Origin of the sequence: Pontibacter chitinilyticus (assembly GCF_039748935.1) — a bacterium.
Taxonomy (GTDB): domain Bacteria; phylum Bacteroidota; class Bacteroidia; order Cytophagales; family Hymenobacteraceae; genus Pontibacter; species Pontibacter chitinilyticus.
Map to the genome: position 1 here is coordinate 570,324 of NZ_JBDIZJ010000002.1, position 17,154 is coordinate 587,477.

Consider the following 17,154-nt stretch of genomic DNA (forward strand, 5'->3'; position numbering starts at 1 on the left):
ACACGAACGTGGAAGCCATTCTTACAGCGGCAGACAAGCAGAATTCTTCCATCTTATTAAAGATCGATTCGCTACGGACGCGCGCCCGCCTACTCACCAACTTACGAAAAATGCTGTCGCTACAGCCCCGGCAGGACATTTCTGCTGCGCAGTGGGAAGTACTGGAGTCGCAGCTGAGTTCGGTTTCGAACAGGATCAGGCAAAAGCTGCGGATCTACGCTGACAAGTACTATTCAGAAAGAAACAACATTCAGGTTCGCCAACTCCTGATCAATTACCTGGGAGAGCTGGAGGTGGAGCTCACTACCGCCTACGAGTTTTATGACACGTACATGGATATACTGACTCAGCGCCTGAGCAACGAGATAGGTCCGAAACTGCAAGGCTGCGATATGATTGCGGCCTATGCCCTGCACCGCGGAGATGTGGCAGACATTACCGCCAACCCGCTGGTATACTGCGAGCGTGGCTTTGGCGCTTCCACCCTTCGGGAAAGCGTACCCATCATCCGGCACACCCCCAACCCGATCCCGTTCATCGCCATTCCTTACAGCCGCATCAGCGAGAAGTATAACCTGATCTCTATCTTCCATGAGGTAGGCCATCAGGCGCTGGTAAAGCTGAACATGGTGGCGCTGTGGCAGCAGGTGTTTTACCTGTCTGCCAAAAAAGCGGGCGGCTCGCCCCTGCTCTGCAAACTGTACGCCAACTGGTCGAAGGAGGTGGTGCCCGACTTTTGGGCCTTTTGCCTGGCGGGTATGGCTCAAACCTGCAGCATCCGCGATGTGCTCATTCTGCCTTACCCCCAGATGTTCAGTATCTCCACCATACAGCCGCACCCGCCGTCATACCTGCGCTTCCTGATCTCGATCGCGTGCTGCCGCAGGCTGTGGGGCAATGGCGATTGGAGCGATTGGGAAAAAGAATGGATCGCCCTTTACCCGCTCGACAAGCTGGACGACACCACCCGGAAAGTGATACAAGAGGCACGGGCGCTTATCCCGGTCATTGCCAATGCGCTGCTGCAGACAACGTTCAAAAAGCTCAACCATAAACCCTTAACGGCGCTCTTTGAACTGGATACGCTAGCACCCGCCCTCCTGAAGAAGATGGCTTCTGTAGAAGCCGTGAACTCCCCCGCGTTCAAAAAACAGTCTATCGGATTTCAGTTGGCGGTGTTTCGGCTGATGCGTGAAGAGAGAACAATCCGGCAGGCTGAAATTGATGAGCTGATGGATAGGTGGCTGACAGGCCTGAAACAATACAAAGTATAAAAGTGGCTAAGAAAAGAAAGACCCAACCGTTAAACCCCATTACCATGGCATCAAACCAAATTTTCGTGAATGGCGATGCGACCATTGCGGCAGGAGACCCGGACTTTGAAAAAAAGGCCGACATCAACCACTTTAAATGGTACCACCTGCCGCTGCCGCTGGAGCTTCAGTACAACAACCTGTTGGCCAGCGTCGTCAGCTTAGACAGCGACTACATCAACGGGGACCATGGCGTAGCGATACCAAACTACTATAACAAAAACTTTTGCCTGGCCCTTAGCAGGGAGTGCGTGCCGGCCGTGATCGAACGTGCCTCTGACGGCGAAAATGGCGGACAGCCCACCCTAAACGCCTGTCAGGTGAACCTCGGTTTTGAGGGGGCCGGTTATCTGCAGCGGCCCATGTTCCACTACATCCGGCTGCAGAACCCGCCGGACCAGGCAAGCAGCAACCTGCCGGCCGACTTCTTTAAGCTCGACCTCAAATCCCTCACCGTCGGCACGCTCATCTGGCTATACTATTATGAGCGGATGGGCATCTTTAAGATACTGGGCGCGCTCATGGACGACTACAACTATACCGGCAAGTACCCCATTTCGTCGAAGATAGGCTGGAATGGCACCAACGATGTTTTTGTGAACAAATACAGCAGCCTGATGGAAGGCGTCTGTCTCCTGTACCGGCAGGGCCTGTCCTCCAACCTGCGCGACCGGATCTGCTCCTACCAGCGGGTGTTGGGCGTCACGATCGAGAACAACATGAACATTGTGACGGAGAAGAACGAGGGCTTTATGAAGTCTTTTAATAAGCTGATTGGCTATATGCTGGAGTTTTACAAGGCCAAGCAGCTGGCGGTGGCCATCCAGAGCGCCGGCAACAACGGCCGCTCGTCGGTGGCCACGCAAACATCTATCCGCGATACCATCATCGAAATGAACCAGCACTTTGAAGCGATGGAGTATGGCCGCAACATGATCAATACTTACACCGGCATCGCGACGGTATATATTACGATCTGCCTCATCCAGCTAATCCGGAACGAGATCGGCATTCCCACCCAATACGAGAAACCAGAAGAGTTTATTCCTGCGGCCTACGACATTCTTGTGCTGAAAAAATCAGTTACTTCTACCAACGCCAACCGCTTTACTATTTACGACAACTGCGCGTCTTACGGCTACCGGCTGCTGACGGACATCCAGCTGCTGAACACCACGCTCATACAACCCGTGGCCGTGGGCTCTGTGCTGGACGTGTGGCTGAACGACGTGGAGGGGCTGGTGGAAGGCTACAACAATGCCTACAAATCGGTGGAGGAACCAGTGGGCGCAATCGCCCATTGACAGGCTGTAACGCATCAGGCAATTTGTAAACGTATGTCGGTATGGAAAGAGAGCTGCTACTGAGAGAAACTACCGCCTTGAATGCTTCGGAAACGACACAGCCAGATCAGGAGTTGTCGTTTGCGGGCAAGGCTACTGCATTTTTCAAAAAAACAATTGTCCCGTTTTCTGCTCAGTTCATTGGGCTGATCCTGTCTCATGAAAAGCGAGAGAACTTTCTGACGGATGCCTACTTCTACGTCCGGCATCCCGAAAGGAATAAACTGCAGGACCGAAGGCTGAAAAGGCACGAGAAAAAGCTGATCAAGGAATGGCTGACGATCAGAAGAGTGATTGTACGGCCCTTGTTACAGTACCTGTACGGCCGCCAGACCGACGTGACAAAGCTGGGCAGCAAAGAGCTCTTTGAGGATATCCAGCGGCACCTGCAGTCGTGGATCGATGCTTACATCGTGGCCCTGGACGACTTTAAATTCATCACGGAAAAGGCTACCGAGGCCGACCTGAAGGAGCTGCAGGGCATATCGCCGAAGTTCGCGTTTGAGGTGGCGAAAGAAGTGATTGACGTAGCGGCTGATTTCGCCGGCGACATTCCGGTGGTGGGCACCTTGCTTAAAATAACGAAAGGGAGCATGAGCTTAGCCAACCTCATCAATAGCTATAAGGAAAGACAGGAGCAGTATGCGGCTTTAAAAAGCAAGAACGACCTGATCAACTACATTGTAGATGAAAAGGAGTTTTTTTCTAACCTGAAAATCACACTCAATTCCAACTATAGAGAACTGGCCGAATTGCTGGTGCCGATGATCAGTAAGGACAAGCTTATCCGGAAAGTTTTCGAGCAGAATTATCAAAGGACGAAAAAACTTTCCGGCTACAATCAGTACGAACTGTTTAAGCAGGTATGCGAGAAATGGATTCAGCAATTCAGCAAAGCTGTTTTACGAATCGTGTTTAACAAAGACCTCCGGGTTATCTCCCTAAAGTTGGAGAACGTTCCGTTCAGCGAGCAAATGCTCTCCCAACTGCGGCGCGCTCCGGCAGGCTTAAACCTGGAAACCTTCCGGGTAACCAGACGCGTGGTATTCTATCCGCTCAATGCGCAGGAGCCGCAAGGGTTTTCTGATAAGAACTCCGACATAAGATATGAATTTACGAAATTTCCGGATGGAACCACGAGCAAGATGAACCAGTTGGGATTTTGGAGCCAACAACTTGTAACGCCAGCAATTTACAACAGCGCTGTTAAGCTTGCCTTAGCGAAATTGCCCAACGTATAAACCCATACCTGAACCTTGCCGGGGAGAGCCAAGAGACTGCTACCTGTAGAGGTGCGGCAAAAATGGGCTTGCACGAATGTGACCTCTGCGTCCAGTTCAGGCAGGAGCGTGAGGCAGGTTGATGCACTGTATCCGCCTCGAACCATACAATGGGTAGCAAGGAATACCTCCTGGCATGGTTAAAATTTAATGGCGCAGCCTATGTTTACCGCATAATCCGAAAAAGCCGCGTCGCCATGCACGTCTTTACCGGTGGCAAGGCTGTTTTCCTTGTCTGTCACGCTTTGGAGGCGGTTTCGCTTTAGGGCCATGGGTACTGTGGCAAATACATTCACCTTGCTTACAAAGTAGCTTACCCCCGGCTCCAGCGACTGCACATAACCCGGACGGCGGAAGCCACTGCTGCTCCCAAAGACATCCTCCACAGGCACGCCTTCCATTCGTCCGCCTACTGAGGCTACTAATCCTTTTAAATGCCCTGTAAAGTTATGGCTCACACCAAGTCGCACCATGTACTGGTCCGGCACGCTCATGATGGCTTCGTTGGCCAGCATCGGGGAGAGCGTTTCGCGGTAGGTGCGGGTGCCGTTTTGGCCGCGGGGGTTAAACAGGTAATACACGTTGCCATAGGCGCTGAGGAATTGGCCCAAAGTATAAAAAGCGTTTAGTTCTGTTACAGCGCCTATGCCGCCGTCCCCAAGCTGTATCGACTGGTCTACGGGCCGCTGCTCGGTGCCTCCATCCGGACCGACGTTGTAGAAGGTGTCTTCAAACCGGTAGTTTCCGGTTGGCAGCTTCACCCCCACCCCGAGTTGCACGTTTCCTTTGGTCTGCAGCGGGTTCAGCAGCCATCTATAGCCCACGATCCGCATGTCGCCAATACCGGCCGAATTGCTGCTATGCCGCTCCTGCCGCCCGTGCTCATACAGTGAAGACCGCTTGTTGGCCAGCAGCGGCAGCCCCACCCCCACTGACCATCTGCTATCGAACTGGCGCAGCAGGGTCAGGTCCAGGCTATACTGCCAGTTGATAACCTCGGTATGCTTCTCGAGGCGCTCCTTTTGCTCCTCATCGCCCCTAAAGTGCCGGAATGACTTAAAGTACCGGCCGGCCACGTTCAGTTGCCACCCTTTTGCCGCCGCCTCGTCGGCAGGATGTTCCAACGTACACGACATCATGCCGTTGCTCCGGATGGCCACGCACCCCTGTGCAAAGGACTGGCTGTAGAAGAGTAAAATAAGGGCGGCAGATAGTAAAACTTTTTTCATGTTAGCAGAGGTTACTATGTTACAACCATTCCATCAGTCAAGTGACAGGCCTCTTTGTATAAGGCATCTGTTTTCTATCTACAAAAGATACATGGAAGGAAAACTATCTACAACATTTGTTTAAACACCTTTAGCAATTTTTTACTATTTAAATATCCCCTATAAGCGCATCAGGCACACCAGCAGCAGTCGAAAATAAGATAACAGGCGAAGACAGGAGTGGCCCAAAAGCAACAAAGGCCTGCAGGTAAAACCTACAAGCCTTTGTTTTCATCTGAGGTAGCGGGGACAGGACTCGAACCTGTGACCTTTGGGTTATGAGCCCAACGAGCTACCAACTGCTCCACCCCGCACTGTTATTGTGATGCAAAAGTATAACGAATGTTTTTACCATGCAAGCTATACTTACCTATTTTCTGCAAAAAAGTTAGTCTTTTTTAAAATTTGCTGGTTATGCCGAAATGTATCTTCGAATATTTAAACGATAGTGGCTGTTGCGCCGATTTGCCCAAGGCATAAACTAGTTGGAAAATGCCAGCCCCGGTGCTAAAGCTGATGCCCCCACCGACGCCTAACGGAAAGCCACTGGTTCGTGATGTTTCCAGGTCGCTGCGGTAATAGCCCTGATCATAGAACAACTGCACGTACGAGTCTGCAGCGGTGAAGAGGCGGTACTCCAGCGTACCCACAGCGTAGGAGGACGCAAAGAAAAAGTAATCGTCGAAGCCGCGGAGGGAGGAGAGGCCACCTAGCCGGTACATGTCGTTCAGGAAGATCTGGTCGTTGAGCAGGGCCTCGCCATGTAGCCGCGTGAGCAATGCGCTGTTTTTGCCAAGCCGCAGGAAGTTCTCTAATTGGGCGCTTATACTTAGCTGGCTTGTTTTCAGGTCCAGGGTATCGTAGAAGCTTTTCTCCAAGTCGGCGTTTCGCAGCAATTGTTTGCTACCCGCTGTCAGCTGCACTTCCACCAGCCGGCCGCGCCGCGGAAAGTAAAAGTCGTCAAGGTTGTTCCAGAGGTAGTTCAGTCCATAGGTGGTGGTGCGGGCATCGGCCAGGTCCAGGCGCTGCAACTGCTGCCGGTTGGCGGCCGACAAGATACGCGAATTACGCCATTCGCTGAACACACTAAATTTGCCATACTTTAAAGTATAATAGCCTAGTTGCAGGCGCGGCTGCACCGTGATATATGACGAGTCCTGCTTGAGCAGATTAAATTTCGCGCCCAGTTCAAAGGGCGTCCCAAACAGGTTAGGGTGCAGGTATTCGCCATTCAGGATAACCGAGCCTTTGTTGACGCGCCGCCATTGCAGCCCCAGGCTTTTGCCAGTACCTGAGATGTTGCGGATGTTCAGGTTGGCCTCGCCAGTGATCAATAGTTTATTATCGCTGCGGGTAGGGTCGGGGAGAAAACCGACGATGCCGTCCAGCTGATTTGCCTGCCGGTCTTCCAGGAAATAGTAGACGCGCGCTTTGTTGCGGGCGAAGCGCACCTGCGGCGGCCGCGTTACCTTGATGTAGGGCAAAGCGGTGAGCATCCGTTGCGACGCCTCAACCTGCTGCTGGTTGTAAGGCTGGCCCGGGTATAACTGCAGGTAGCGCATCAGAAACTTAGGTTGCGTTTTGCTCCCGCCCATCACCTGCAACGAATCATAAGTAACTACAAAGGCCTTCTCTACCATCAACGCCGCCTCAATCTCATTATCTTTGATATGGATCGAATCAAGCCAGACAGAGGCGAAAGGATAACCGCTGCGCTCGGCATAGTCCAGGATGCGCTGCTGCAGCTTCACGTATTCGGCAGGCTTAAAAGGCGTGTTATGGTAAAACTTTTCCCGGAATCCTGACTCTACCAGCACCCCCTCGCTCAGGTTGCCATTGCGCAGCTGTGCCCAGGCAAATGGCTGCCCCACATAGAGTTTCACGTGGAGCGTATCGCCGCGCAAGTATAAACTGTCGGCCGAAGCCAGCAGGTAGGCATCCTGCTGCAACTCATAAATTAGCGACTGCACTTCCTGCCGCGCAGCTACCGAATCTGGAAGTAGCCCTGTGTAAGTATACTTACGGAGCGTTTGTTTATCTGCGGCAGAAGTATAAAACCGTAGCGCCACCTTCCGCTGTGTTGGCGGCAAGTGCTCAGGCGCTGCTTTGCCCTGCAGTTGTGCCACAGCAGGTAGGCACAAAAGCAAACACCAAATTAAGGCAATGATTTTATACATTTGTGTTGAAGATGGTACTGCGTTCGCGGGTTGAACTATCAGGATTAAAGCAGGAGCTGGTATGTATGGCCTGTGCCCTTTAGTGTTGGCCCACCTTGTAAAGGTAAAACTTACTGCCATTGAACAAATACGGAAATATAAACATTATCTCATCAGCACCTTCACCTTTTAGCTCCTACCATTGGCCGGCATCTACCTCCACATTCCTTTTTGCAAGCAAGCGTGTCATTACTGCGACTTCCACTTCAGCACGTCTATGGGGCTAAAGGAGCAGACGGTGCAGGCTATTGCCCGGGAACTGGCATTGCGGCAAGATTACCTACAGGGGCAGCTGGTGCAGACCATATACTTTGGCGGCGGCACGCCTTCTTTACTCAACAAGCAGGAACTTCAACTGCTGCTGCAAACAATCCGGGAGCTGTTTATAGTTTCGGAGGAGGTGGAAATTACGCTGGAGGCCAACCCCGATGACCTGACGCCGGCCAAGTTGCAGGAGCTCCGCGCAGCCGGCATCAACCGCCTGAGCATTGGCTTGCAATCGTTCCATGAGCCGCACCTGCGCCTGATGAACCGCGCCCATACTGCCGCAGAAAGTATAAACAGCGTGCAAGATGCGCAAGCTGCCGGTTTCGACAACATTACGGTTGATTTGATCTATGGCATCCCGTCTCCGGACCATACTACCTGGCAACAGGATATGCAGACGCTGTTTTCGCTTGGCGTGCAGCATGTTTCCTGCTACGCCCTCACCATAGAGCCCGACACGGCGCTAGGCCGCTGGAGCAAAAAAGGAAAGTTCAAGCCCGCCGAGGATGAGTATACGGCCGAACAATTTGAGATGCTGCTGGCGCAGATGCGGCAGCAGGGCTTTGTGCAGTACGAGATCTCCAATTTCTGCCAGCCCGGCTATGAATCAAAACACAACAGCAACTACTGGCGCGGCGTGCACTACCTGGGTGTAGGCCCCAGCGCGCACTCCTTTAACGGCCACTCCCGCCAGTACAATGTAGCGCATAACAAGAAGTATGTAGATGCAATTGCACAGGACACCGTGCCGTTTGAACTGGAAGAACTCTCCGCTGCTGACCAGGCCAACGACTACCTGCTCACCACCCTCCGTACCACCTGGGGCTGCGACCTGTATAAAATGCAGGAGGAGTATGGGTATGATATACAAACGCTTCATGCTGCTTACCTGCAGGACCTGCAGCACAAAAAGCTGGCAATTATAAAGGGAAATGTGCTATACCTCACTGATAAAGGCAAACTGCTGGCCGACCAGATCACGCTGGACCTGCTGGTAGAGGAGCAGGAAGTATAAACCAGTTAGCGCCAGTATACTTGTCAAGTAATCAGCTACTAGGCTTTAGAACTTATCTTATCTTTTGATCGTACTAAATAAACTTAGTATATACCCATTTATGCCTTTACATGCAATTCCTGCCGTTGCATGTTGCTATAGCCTATAGCACCTTCTAAATCAGGACGCCCTTCTTTTATGGAATCTATACTTTACCATAACGCTCCTGCACATGAAAGCTTTCTTTACGATTTTACTGGCGATGGCAGCTTCCTGCGCTTTTGCCCAGGTCAATGGCAACACTGCTACTGGCCTTTATACCAGCAACCAGGCGTTCACGTCCAGCGCAACGGCATACACGCATGCTACAACGGCAGCAGCAAGCGAGGACGAAGTGTTCCGGAAGAACATCCTCAAAATCAACCTTTCATCACTTGCCTTCCATAACTATAGCCTGAGTTATGAGCGCTCCCTCACCCGCAAAATTACGTTTGTGGCCGGATACCGCTTTATGCCTGAAACCAACCTGGGCTCGCTGAGGCTGACGGAAAAGGTGAGCAACGCTTTGGACGAACCCGATATCACCGACGACCTCTCTAAAATTACTACCTCCAACAATACCTATACAGGCGAGTTCAGATTTTACGGTGGCAGACATCCCGGCGCTCGCGGCCTCTACTTGTCGCTGTATGGCCGCTACACCAACATCGACTTTGATTATGCCTATGATTACACGACCAGCGGAAAAACGTACCTGCTGCCGTTTAAAGGCACCGCAACAGGCTACGCCGGCGGGGTGATGCTGGGCGCTCAATGGCTGATCGCTAAACGTATCACCTTCGACTGGTACATCATAGGAGGACACGCCGGCAAGCTAAAGGTAGATGCCCCCGCTACGGCCGACCTTTCTTCTATGACGGCAGCGGAAAAGAGCGCTTTGCAGGACGAGTTGGAATCCTGGATAGAAATAGGAGATAAGAATTATATCGAGGCAACCGTTACGGACCAAGGAGCAAAGGCAAAGGTAGACGACATGCTGCTGGGTATCCGGGGACTTGGCTTTTGCCTGGGAATCGCTTTTTGACCTATACTTGTAGCAAGGCCGCAACAGACTGCTGCACCAGCATGTGCATAATGTGGCGGCACAAGTATAAAGCCTATACTTGTGCCGCCATTGTCCGGCTATACTTCCTTAAGCAGGAGTGCGTTGCTTTACGTTAAGTTCTTAAAACAGCTGTTCGGCCACTTTCCGTACGGAGCCGGATTTGCCCATCGAGTAATAGTGCAGGCAGGGCACCCCAAACGCCATCAGTTCCTTCGACTGTTTCACGGCCCACTCTACGCCTACCTGTGCGGCAGCTTTGTTGTCGGCACAGGTTTCCAGCGCATCTGCCAGGTCGCAGGGGATATCGATGTGGAATACGCTGGGCAGCACCGAGAGCTGCGATTTGGTAGTGATTGGCTTTAAACCTGGTATGATGGGCACGTCAATGCCTTCTTCGCGGCACAGCCGCACAAAATCGAAGTACTTCTGGTTGTCGAAGAACATCTGCGTTACCACATAATCAGCCCCAAGTTCTATCTTCCGCTTCAGCCAACGCAGGTCCGCCTTCAGGTTGGGTGCTTCTGAGTGCTTTTCGGGGTAGCCAGCCACGCCAATGCAGAAACTTGTTCCGTTGGTGTTCACCTGCTCATCATCTAAATAGCGCCCGTTGTTCATACCCGCTACCTGCTCGATCAGCTCCGTAGCATAGCTGTGTCCTCCCTCCTCAGGTATAAAGCGAGGCTCATTTTTTACGCAGTCGCCGCGCAGCACCAGCACATTGTCGATGCCCAGGAAGTGCAGGTCGATAAGTGCATTCTCGGTTTCTTCTTTGTTAAAGCCGCCGCAGATCAGGTGGGGTACCGTATCTACTTTGTAATGGCTTTGCAGGGCCGCACAAATGCCTACAGTGCCCGGCCGTTTTCGGGTAGAGCGCTTCTCCAGCAGGCCATTGTCATGCTGCTTGTAGATGTACTCCTCGCGGTGATAGGTTACATCGATGAAAGGCGGGTTAAACTCCATCAGCGGGTCGATGTGCTGGTAGAGTGTCTGAACGTTTTCGCCTTTAAGCGGCGGCAGTATTTCGAAAGAGAACAGCGTTTTGCCGTTGGCGTTCTTAAAATGCTCTGTTACTTTCATCTATCGTTTTAGGGTGATGCTTTCTAATTGTTAAATAACCGGAGGGCTGAATTGTTTGCTTTGCCTCGTTTAATCTCCGCTAAACTGCTTTCTTACCGGGTCCCCCTCAGCGCTACGCTCGCAAACTTTGAACTCGCGTTCTCGCTTGTCTAAGGCGGGGAGCTTTACTTACTACGGTTTCTTTCATCCTTGTTTTCTCTTTTCTCTCATTCTGAAAGAACCTTGGTAGAAGGGAGGTCAAGCTGATGTTATACAAACTATACTTTTCCCCTCCAACAGCCAAATTCCCTCCTCGAGGAGGGTAGAGAGGTGTTCCGGTATATCTAAAGCTGCAATGCCTATACTTCAACCAAAGCAAAAGCAGGCTCCCCTCCTTAGAAAAGGAGGGGCAGGGGTAGTTGGATAACTCCTGCTACACCGCCTGCTGCTGCGCTACTGGCGTTGGTTCGTAGTTCAGGTTCGGCGACAGCCAGCGTTCCATTTCCTCCTGCGGCATGCCTTTGCGACGGGCAAGGTCAGCTACCTGGTCTTCGCCTATTTTGCCGAGGCCGAAATAGCGCGAATCCGGGTGCGAGAAGTATAAACCGCTTACTGAAGAAGCCGGGTACATGGCCAGGTTCTCCGTCAGCACAATACCGGCTTCCTGCGCTTCCAGCAGGTTGAACAGCGTGATCTTCTCGGTATGGTCCGGGCAGCCGGGGTAGCCGGGCGCAGGACGAATGCCCTGGTATTGCTCTTTTATCAACTCCTCACTTCCCAGCTGTTCCTCAGGCGCATAACCCCAAAGCTCTTTCCGCACCTTGGCATGCATCAGTTCCGCAAATGCTTCTGCCAGCCGGTCAGCCAGGGCTTTTACCATAATGGAGTGGTAGTCGTCGTGGTCGGCCTCATACTTGTCTACCAGCTTTTCGATGCCAAAGCCCACCGACACGGCAAAGCCGCCGATGTAATCCGGTATACCTGTTTCTTTCGGAGCGATAAAGTCAGAAAAGGCCAGGTTTGGCACATTGCCGCCCTTTTTGCCCTGCTGCCGCAACGTATGGAACTCCGTGAGTATAGTTTCACGTGTGTCATCGGTGTATACTTCGATGGTATCGTCAGCCTCTACGTTAGCTGGGTAGAAGCCCACTATCGCGCGGGCTTCCAGCAGTTGCTTGTCTACAATCTCCTGCAGCATTTTCTGGGCATCGGCAAACAGCTTGCGCGCTTCCACACCTAGTTCCGGATCATCCAGTATTTTCGGGTACTGCCGCTTCAGTTCCCAGGTATGGAAGAACGGCGTCCAGTCGATGTATGGCACGATCTCGGAAAGCGGGTAGTTCTCGTATACTTTGTTGCCGATCAAGCGTGGCTTAACCGGCTGCGTGGCCTCCCAGTCTACTTTATACTTGTTGGCACGGGCCTCGGCTATACTTGCAAAAGCGCGGTCTTTGGTGCGGCTCAGGTGGTCTTCCCGCAACTTCGCATACTCGGCCTTGATCTCCGCCACATAGGCGTCCCGGTCGCTGCCCAGTAGGCTGCTCACCACCGTCACGCTGCGCGAGGCATCGTGCACGTGCACCACCGGCCCGCTGTACTGCGGCGCAATTTTTACGGCGGTATGCACACGAGAGGTAGTGGCTCCGCCGATCAGCAGCGGAATGGTCATGCCGCGTCGCTCCATCTCCTGCGCCACGTACACCATCTCGTCCAGCGACGGCGTAATCAGACCGCTCAGGCCAATGATGTCCGCTTGCTGCGCTTCAGCCTCGGATAGTATCTTATCCAGTGGCACCATCACGCCCAGGTCTATCACCTCGTAGTTGTTACAGGCCAGCACCACACCCACAATGTTTTTGCCGATGTCGTGTACGTCGCCCTTTACGGTAGCCATCAGAATGGTGCCTGCCGTGGACTTAGAGGTATCAGAAGCCAGCTTCTCCTGTTCCATAAACGGCAGCAGGTAAGCCACTGACTTTTTCATCACGCGGGCGCTCTTTACCACCTGCGGCAGGAACATTTTGCCGGCGCCAAACAAATCGCCTACCACCGACATGCCGGCCATCAGCGGCCCTTCGATCACATCCAGCGTTTTAACAGCTTTCTGGCGGGCTTCTTCGGTGTCCTCCTCAATAAATTCTACTATGCCTTTCACCAGCGCATGCTTCAGGCGCGCCTCTACCGGTGCATCGCGCCAGGCTGTATCAGCAACTGCAGCAGTTTTGCCTTTGCTCTTTACCGTGTCGGCATAGGTTACCAGGCGCTCGGTGGCATCCGGGTGACGGTTAAAGATCACGTCTTCTATGAGGTTGCGCAGTTCCAGCGGTATCTCTTCGTAAATGCCCAGCATGCCGGCGTTCACAATGCCCATGTCCATACCGGCCTGCACGGCATAGTATAAAAATACGGTGTGCATGGCTTCGCGCACGGCATCGTTGCCCCGGAAGGAGAACGACAGGTTGCTCACGCCCCCGCTCACCAGCGCGTGCGGCAGGTTGGCTTTAATCCATTTCACCGCCTCCAGGTACTCGACGGCATAGTTATTATGCTCTTCGATACCGGTAGCAATAGCTAGTATGTTCGGGTCGAAAATGATGTCCTGCGGTGGGAAACTACACTCCTCAGTGAGGATGCGGTAGGCACGGCTGCAGATCTCAATGCGGCGCTCCAAAGTATCCGCCTGGCCCTGCTCATCGAAGGCCATCACCACGGCAGCGGCACCGTACTGGCGCACCTTGCGGGCCTGCTGCTTAAAGTTCTCTTCGCCTTCCTTTAAGCTGATAGAGTTCACGATCGATTTGCCCTGCACGCACTTCAGGCCTGCTTCCAGCACCGTCCACTTCGAAGAGTCGATCATGATAGGCAGCTTGGCAATATCGGGCTCGGAAGCGATCAGGTTTAGAAAGTTGGTCATGGCCTCTTCCGAGTCCAGCATGCCTTCGTCCATGTTCACGTCAATGATCTGGGCGCCGCCTTCTACCTGCTGCTGCGCCACGGAAAGGGCTTCTTCAAACTTACCGTCTACAATCAGGCGTGAGAATTTCTTGGAACCGGTTACATTGGTGCGCTCCCCCACATTCACGAATAACATTTCCGGGGTGATGGTGAGCGGCTCCAAACCGCTGAAGCGCGGAAGCGGGGCAATTTCGGGTGGTGTATGCGGTTTATACTTGGCAGCGAGGTCAGCAATAACCTGCACGTGCACTGGCGTGGTGCCACAACAACCACCTAGTACGTTAACCAGCCCTTCCTTTAAATATTCTTCTACAATGGCACCCATTTGCTGCGCAGTTTCATCATATCCGCCAAAGGCATTGGGCAGACCGGCGTTGGGGTAGGCGCTGATGTAGGTGTTGGAAATACGCGAGAGCTCCTGGATGTGCGTTTTGAGCTGGCGTGCGCCCAGCGCACAGTTAAAGCCCACGCTAAGTATAGGCGCATGCGAAATAGAGTTCCAGAATGCCTCCACCGTCTGGCCCGACAAGGTGCGGCCGCTGGCATCCGTGATCGTGCCGGATACCATGATCGGCAGCTCCTTGCCACCGTCCTGCACGTACTGTTGTGCTGCAAACAGGGCTGCCTTGCAGTTGAGCGTATCAAATACCGTTTCGATTAAAAGCAGGTCGGCACCACCCTCTACCAGGCCACGCACCTGCTCATAGTAAGCGTCCACTAACTGGTCAAACGTAATAGCACGGTAGCCGGGGTTGTTTACATCCGGCGAAAGCGAAGCGGTACGGTTAGTGGGGCCGATAGCGCCGGCAACAAAGCGCGGCTTGCCTGGTACCTTCGCCTCTATTTCATCTGCTGCCTCCCGCGCCAGCCGGGCCGATTCGTAGTTCAGCTCATACACCAGCTCCTCCAGGTGGTAATCGGCCATGGCGATGCGGGTGCCGCTGAAAGTGTTCGTCTCGATGATATCGGCGCCTGCTTCCAGGTACTCGGTATGAATGGCTTTGATGATGTCGGGGCGGGTAATGGAGAGCAGGTCGTTGTTGCCCTTCAGATCGCTGGCGTGGTGTTTAAAACGTTCTCCGCGGAAGTCGGCTTCAGAAAGCTGGTAACGCTGGATCATGGTACCCATAGCGCCGTCGAGCACTAGTACACGTTCGCGAAGCAGCTGGTGGATGGGATGGTTCTGTATCATGGATGTCTTTCTTCTCGTAAGTCGTCAGCAATTCTGCTTATCAAGAAGGACACCCAAAGGCAGGATGGACTCTCTTATCTTTTCCAAAGCGGTTGCTTCAGAAGGGAGTTAGCACCAAGCTATCACAAGGTTGCTAAGACGTCTGCGGGCCCTATCCCTCGGTCTTTCTTGATAAGAAGCTGCAAGTTAAGCCTATATCCGCAGAATATAAAATTTTGTTGCATTTTGCATTTCTTCCGGTCTTGCCCGGTCGCCTTGCATTTCCTACTTGGCTAAGTATAAATAGTAGTATAGCACCACCTGGCCTATGAAATGCAGTTAATCGTCTATTAAATTTTCTGCTTCATCTAGTTTCTAGCTGTTGGCAACTTAAAAGCGGTACCTTGTTTTTACAGTACCTTCGCTACCAAGCACTGAAACGATGCGTCTCAAAACATTTTTCCTGAACGGCACCAGCGTCTTTCTGGGCCTTATCTTTTTCACGGCGGGTATGGCCAAGCTTTACTTCGGACACAAATTTCCCGGGCTCATCGGGCCTGTGTGGCTGGAAGAAAGGCTGGCACAGTATGGCCTCGGTCTTTTCGCCCGCTTTATCGCTTACTCGCAGATCGCTGTCGGCTTTATTTTGCTGACGCTCCGATACCGCACCATCGGTGCTATTGCCTTGCTGCCGATGCTCCTGAATATCCTGATGGTAACAGTGTCGCAGCAATGGCCCGGCACGCCTTATGTGCTCAGTTTCTTTCTGCTGCTAAACCTGATGCTGTTAACTGCGGAAGCACCTAAATTACTCCACCTGCTTGGCTTTAGCACCACGTATACCCCACCGGTTCCTACTGCCTCGCCGGTAAAATTCGGGCTGCTGTGGCTGGCGGGTCTTATACTTGTGCTGATCAGTATACCCGTATCGTTTTATAGTATGGCTACCGCGTATGTGGTGGTTGTAGTCGGCCTGGCAGTGGGCCTGTTTTCTTATGCCAAAGGAGGGCGGGCAGGAAGTATGGCCACCATGCCCGGCAAGGGCAAAGCGGCAGCCCTGGTTGCAAACTAGCTTAAAATAAAAAAGGGAAGCTCAAGAGCTTCCCTTTTTCAAGTGCCACCAGCTGGCAGCGTGCAATGCTTAGGCTTCTGCTGTTACAGCTTCTACTTTAGGCAATACAGAAACGTATGAACGGTTCTTTTTGCCTTTTCTGAACTGAACAACACCGTCAACCAGTGCAAACAAGGTGTGGTCTTTGCCCATACCTACGTTTGCGCTTGGGTGGTGCGCAGTGCCTCTCTGTCTTACAATGATGTTGCCGGCGATGATATCCTGACCACCGTAAATCTTAACACCAAGTCGTTTGGAATGCGACTCGCGGCCGTTATTAGAACTACCAGCTCCTTTTTTGTGTGCCATGTTGTTTTACTATTTAATTCAGGGTAGCGGGTGCATCCCCCAAAAAGATTCTACGATAAATTTCTTCTTACTGCTTATCCAATGCTCTCGATCAGGACCTTCGTAAATTGCTGGCGGTGGCCATTCTTCTTACGGTATCCTTTTCTTCTCTTCTTTTTGAAAACGATCACTTTGTCGCCTTTCACGTCGCCAAGGATCTTGCCTACTACCTTTACGCCATCAATAAAAGGGGCGCCCAGGCTGATCGTGCCGTTATCATCAGTAAGAAGAACATTGGTGAACTCAACGGCGTCACCCTCATTGCCGGAAAGCTTGTTAGCGTAGATGAACTTGCCGTTCTCTACTTTGGTCTGTTGACCTGCGATTTCTACAATTGCGTACATCAGCTTCAATGTATGTTTAAAATTTAGTCTGCAAAAGTACGGCACTTATTTGAAAAATGCAACGCCCTGCTGCATAAATTGTTCTGTGCGTAATAACAACTTCTGCACATACTTGTGGATAACGCTGTTGAAATCTTCAGCACCTACGTATAACACCGGCCAAAAGAGCTACAAACAGCTACTATTCAACGCATTGAACAAATTTCACTTTTCCACACGCATTGCACTTTTATACTTAGCCAAATTATTATCTGTGTGCTTCCGGGCGCCTGCAGGTAACCTGCGCCAACAACTTGTGCCATAGCCACAAAAGCAGCGTGATATACGAACTCAAAGGCTCTTTAGACCGCATAAACACCTATCCAGCAATACATTAGCACGAC

At 52.2% G+C, this 17,154-nt stretch carries 12 protein-coding genes, 1 tRNA gene and 1 riboswitch; of the genes, 6 read left to right on the top strand and 7 right to left on the bottom strand.

Annotated features, from left to right (window positions below; translation table 11 throughout):
• Positions 1 to 8 precede the first annotated feature (8 nt).
• Genes ABDW72_RS05945 through ABDW72_RS05955 form a run of 3 tightly spaced genes read left to right on the top strand, consistent with a single transcriptional unit; the run spans position 9 to position 3,897 of the window.
• Positions 9 to 1,274, top strand: a complete 1,266-nt coding sequence (locus ABDW72_RS05945) for a hypothetical protein (RefSeq protein WP_347157545.1) — start codon at positions 9 to 11, stop codon at positions 1,272 to 1,274.
• Between the two features lie 44 nt (positions 1,275 to 1,318).
• Positions 1,319 to 2,617, top strand: coding sequence for a hypothetical protein (locus ABDW72_RS05950; RefSeq protein ID WP_347157546.1), 1,299 nt, complete (start codon positions 1,319 to 1,321; stop codon positions 2,615 to 2,617).
• Between the two features lie 41 nt (positions 2,618 to 2,658).
• A complete protein-coding gene (locus tag ABDW72_RS05955) occupies positions 2,659 to 3,897 on the top strand; it encodes a hypothetical protein (protein WP_347157547.1) in 1,239 nt (412 codons plus the stop codon).
• A gap of 179 nt (positions 3,898 to 4,076) precedes the next feature.
• Here the strand turns inward: ABDW72_RS05955 and ABDW72_RS05960 are convergent, their stop codons facing one another.
• The 3 genes from ABDW72_RS05960 to ABDW72_RS05970 all read right to left on the bottom strand — a co-directional run bounded on the left by ABDW72_RS05960 (position 4,077) and on the right by ABDW72_RS05970 (position 7,330).
• Positions 4,077 to 5,165 (bottom strand): hypothetical protein, encoded by a 1,089-nt coding sequence (locus ABDW72_RS05960; protein WP_347157548.1) that lies wholly within the window; start codon positions 5,163 to 5,165, stop codon positions 4,077 to 4,079.
• 280 nt (positions 5,166 to 5,445) lie between these two features.
• Positions 5,446 to 5,518, bottom strand: a tRNA-Met gene (locus ABDW72_RS05965).
• Between the two features lie 84 nt (positions 5,519 to 5,602).
• Positions 5,603 to 7,330, bottom strand: coding sequence for a BamA/TamA family outer membrane protein (locus ABDW72_RS05970; protein WP_347157549.1), 1,728 nt, complete (start codon positions 7,328 to 7,330; stop codon positions 5,603 to 5,605).
• A 232-nt stretch (positions 7,331 to 7,562) separates the two neighbouring features.
• Here ABDW72_RS05970 and hemW point away from each other — a divergent pair, with 232 nt between their 5' ends.
• Both hemW and ABDW72_RS05980 read left to right on the top strand, forming a co-directional pair.
• Entirely contained in the window at positions 7,563 to 8,702 is a 1,140-nt protein-coding gene (gene hemW / locus ABDW72_RS05975; protein ID WP_347157550.1) for a radical SAM family heme chaperone HemW, read from the top strand.
• A 211-nt stretch (positions 8,703 to 8,913) separates the two neighbouring features.
• A complete protein-coding gene (locus ABDW72_RS05980) occupies positions 8,914 to 9,765 on the top strand; it encodes a DUF3575 domain-containing protein (protein WP_347157551.1) in 852 nt (283 codons plus the stop codon).
• Between the two features lie 141 nt (positions 9,766 to 9,906).
• Here ABDW72_RS05980 and metF read toward each other — a convergent pair whose 3' ends face one another.
• Together metF and metH are read right to left on the bottom strand one after the other, a co-directional pair.
• Positions 9,907 to 10,863: a methylenetetrahydrofolate reductase [NAD(P)H] gene (gene metF, locus ABDW72_RS05985; protein WP_347157552.1), complete on the bottom strand. Its 957-nt coding sequence runs from the start codon at positions 10,861 to 10,863 to the stop codon at positions 9,907 to 9,909.
• A gap of 412 nt (positions 10,864 to 11,275) precedes the next feature.
• Positions 11,276 to 14,989 carry a methionine synthase gene (gene metH / locus ABDW72_RS05990; protein ID WP_347157553.1) on the bottom strand — a complete coding sequence of 1,238 codons (3,714 nt, stop codon included), beginning with the start codon at positions 14,987 to 14,989 and terminating at the stop codon, positions 11,276 to 11,278.
• A gap of 71 nt (positions 14,990 to 15,060) precedes the next feature.
• A riboswitch (SAM riboswitch) is annotated at positions 15,061 to 15,167 on the bottom strand.
• 243 nt (positions 15,168 to 15,410) lie between these two features.
• Between metH and ABDW72_RS05995 the strand changes: the two genes are divergently transcribed.
• On the top strand, positions 15,411 to 16,040 hold the full coding sequence (locus ABDW72_RS05995) for a hypothetical protein (RefSeq protein ID WP_347157554.1): 630 nt from the start codon (positions 15,411 to 15,413) through the stop codon (positions 16,038 to 16,040).
• Between the two features lie 69 nt (positions 16,041 to 16,109).
• Here the strand turns inward: ABDW72_RS05995 and rpmA are convergent, their stop codons facing one another.
• Both rpmA and rplU read right to left on the bottom strand, forming a co-directional pair.
• On the bottom strand, positions 16,110 to 16,388 hold the full coding sequence (gene rpmA / locus ABDW72_RS06000; RefSeq protein ID WP_347157555.1) for a 50S ribosomal protein L27: 279 nt from the start codon (positions 16,386 to 16,388) through the stop codon (positions 16,110 to 16,112).
• Positions 16,389 to 16,462: 74 nt separating this feature from the next.
• Positions 16,463 to 16,771 carry a 50S ribosomal protein L21 gene (gene rplU, locus ABDW72_RS06005; RefSeq protein ID WP_347157556.1) on the bottom strand — a complete coding sequence of 103 codons (309 nt, stop codon included), beginning with the start codon at positions 16,769 to 16,771 and terminating at the stop codon, positions 16,463 to 16,465.
• Positions 16,772 to 17,154 lie beyond the last annotated feature (383 nt).

Excerpts from the sequence above, each read along its gene's own strand:
- ABDW72_RS05995 (WP_347157554.1), top strand. The coding sequence starts at position 15,411 with ATGCGTCTCAAAACATTTTTCCTGAACGGCACCAGCGTCTTTCTGGGC.
- metH (WP_347157553.1), bottom strand. The coding sequence starts at position 14,989 with ATGATACAGAACCATCCCATCCACCAGCTGCTTCGCGAACGTGTACTA.
- ABDW72_RS05980 (WP_347157551.1), top strand. The coding sequence starts at position 8,914 with ATGAAAGCTTTCTTTACGATTTTACTGGCGATGGCAGCTTCCTGCGCT.
- ABDW72_RS05950 (WP_347157546.1), top strand. The coding sequence starts at position 1,319 with ATGGCATCAAACCAAATTTTCGTGAATGGCGATGCGACCATTGCGGCA.
- ABDW72_RS05955 (WP_347157547.1), top strand. The coding sequence starts at position 2,659 with ATGGAAAGAGAGCTGCTACTGAGAGAAACTACCGCCTTGAATGCTTCG.
- metF (WP_347157552.1), bottom strand. The coding sequence starts at position 10,863 with ATGAAAGTAACAGAGCATTTTAAGAACGCCAACGGCAAAACGCTGTTC.
- ABDW72_RS05960 (WP_347157548.1), bottom strand. The coding sequence starts at position 5,165 with ATGAAAAAAGTTTTACTATCTGCCGCCCTTATTTTACTCTTCTACAGC.
- rplU (WP_347157556.1), bottom strand. The coding sequence starts at position 16,771 with ATGTACGCAATTGTAGAAATCGCAGGTCAACAGACCAAAGTAGAGAAC.
- rpmA (WP_347157555.1), bottom strand. The coding sequence starts at position 16,388 with ATGGCACACAAAAAAGGAGCTGGTAGTTCTAATAACGGCCGCGAGTCG.